The sequence below is a fragment of the Pseudomonas sp. P5_A2_2 genome, from assembly GCF_054177685.1.
Window position 1 is genome coordinate 1 of record NZ_JBGCUL010000802.1, and the last position, 2,072, is coordinate 2,072.

At 60.7% G+C, this 2,072-nt stretch carries 3 protein-coding genes; 1 reads left to right on the forward strand and 2 read right to left on the reverse strand.

Annotated elements, in window-relative coordinates:
- A partial coding sequence (locus ACXRVY_RS25890; protein ID WP_458238610.1) for an RHS repeat-associated core domain-containing protein occupies window positions 1-1,220 on the forward strand: 1,220 nt, incomplete at its 5' end.
- Between the two features lie 30 nt (window positions 1,221-1,250).
- Here the strand turns inward: ACXRVY_RS25890 and ACXRVY_RS25895 are convergent.
- Window positions 1,251-1,433: a hypothetical protein gene (locus tag ACXRVY_RS25895; RefSeq protein ID WP_223462222.1), complete on the reverse strand. Its 183-nt coding sequence runs from the start codon at window positions 1,431-1,433 to the stop codon at window positions 1,251-1,253.
- Window positions 1,434-1,449: 16 nt separating this feature from the next.
- A complete protein-coding gene (locus tag ACXRVY_RS25900) occupies window positions 1,450-1,917 on the reverse strand; it encodes a YMGG-like glycine zipper-containing protein (RefSeq protein WP_223462221.1) in 468 nt (155 codons plus the stop codon).
- Between the last annotated feature and the right edge of the window lie 155 nt (window positions 1,918-2,072).

Below are 2,072 nucleotides of genomic sequence, written 5' to 3' on the forward strand. Positions count from 1 at the left end.
TCACTGACATCGACCTCAATGGCACGCGCCTGACCAGCCATCGTTTTGTCGGCGGGCGCGAACAGCAACGCCAGCAGGGCCTGCTGCTCAGCGATTACGCCTACGACGAGCAAGGCCGTTTGCAGGCCCATGCCGTCAGCCAAAAGCAACGACCGCTGTATCGCCGCAAGTATGCCTACAGCATCAAGGGCAACCTCCTGCAGATTGCCGACAGCCGCCACGGTTCACGTCACTACCAATACGATGCGCTCGACCGCCTGACCGGCGTACGCCACGCCCGCGACCAGTTCGCGGAGAACTTCACCCACGACCCGGCCGGCAACCTGCTGATCCACGACCGCCCCGGCCCGTGTGTGCTCCAGGGCAACCGTTTGCGTCGACGTTACGACAGCCACTACGACTACGACGCCTTCGGCAACCTGATCCGCGAATGCCGCGGTATGCCGACCCAGGTCACCGAATACACCTACGACAGCCAGCACCGCCTGATCGGCGTCAGCACCCCGGACGGTAAACGTGTCAGCTACCGCTACGACGCGTTCGGCCGGCGCATCGGCAAAACCGTCGACGGCCAGACCACGCAATTCTTCTGGCAAGGCGACCAACTCATCGCCGAAAGCGGTCCCCGACACTACCGCAGCTACGTCTATGAGCCCGGCAGCTTCCGTCCGCTGGCGCTGCTCGACGGCAAAGGCCGGGAAGACGCCTGCCCGTTCTACTACCAACTCGACCACCTCGGCACCCCGCAGGAACTGACCAGCTACACCGGCGTCATCGTCTGGTCGGCCAAATACACCGCCCACGGCAAACTGCGCGAACTGAGCCACGGCGACGGCGACGGCGAACGACTCGAACAGCCGCTACGGTTTCAGGGGCAATACTTCGACGCTGAGAGCGGTCTGCACTACAACCGGCATCGCTATTACCATCCGGACATCGGTCGTTATCTGACGCCGAATCCGGTCAAGTTGGCCGCAGGGTTGAACCCGTATCGGTACACCCGGAACCCGACTGGGTGGGTTGATCCGTTGGGGTCGAGGGGGAACTGTCCACTGGCGAACAAGGCCGGGGGCTCGGCGACAGATGGGGTGGGCGGGGCAAAGGTTGATGAGGGTGAACCCAATGCGCCCTCTCCAATACCTCAAAACCGATACTTGCATCACGCAGACTCAGGCCACGACTTATCGAGGACTGGGCGATGGACGCATTCGATCAGCTAGACAACCGGTCAATCCGGCAACATGGTTCGATCAATCTTCGTCCTCCTCCTCATCTTCCCACTCAATATTCCCCACATCGCCCAAATCATCAGCATCGTTAAGCGGTACCGTCGCATCATCCATCAGCGATCCCGGATCTTCATTGCCGGGATCGTTGATGGATGGCAGTCCGCTCGAGCCTTTTTCTTCCTTGCCTTCGGTTTTCGCAGTCATGGGATGCCTCGCTCAGTCAGTGATGCTTTTTGTGGTGCTTGTTCGAGTGTTTATAACCGTTACCGGAATGGGAGTGACCGCTGTCAGTCCCCAGATCATTGCCGACCGCACCGCCGGCTGCACCGCCCAGGCCTGCGCCGATTGCCGATCCGGTCGAACCGCCAAGACTGTTGCCAACCACCGATCCACCCGCCGCACCCAAACCACCGCCTATCGCTGCCTCGGTACGGCTGTGCCTGGGCGCGGCAACGGCACTACCGGCCGCTCCGCCAACACCCGCACCAATCGCTGCGCCAGTRCTGCCGCCCACCTGGCCACCAACCACATTGCCCAACACCCCACCAAGACCACCGCCCACCGCGGCATCTCCATTACCTCCCGCCAGCGCCACCTGCGAGACCAGCAATCCAAAAACAATCGCCGGCAACATTAATCGCCGAGCGCTCAGGCTTCCGTTTCTTTTGCCGCTGGTTTTCGAGTCCATGGTACGCCTCACATTCTTCAAGGGTTTGGAAGGTTTGAGCCGCTGCGGTGTAAAACGTTCATATACGAAAAAGCCCGGCATCAAGCCGGGCTCTTTTCAAATATGAATCAGGATCAGTGACGCTTATGACCATTGGCCAGGTTGCTGCCTACGCC

What these genes read in the sequence shown, in the direction of transcription:
- ACXRVY_RS25895 (WP_223462222.1), bottom strand. Translation starts at nt 1,433, where the DNA reads ATGACTGCGAAAACCGAAGGCAAGGAAGAAAAAGGCTCGAGCGGACTG.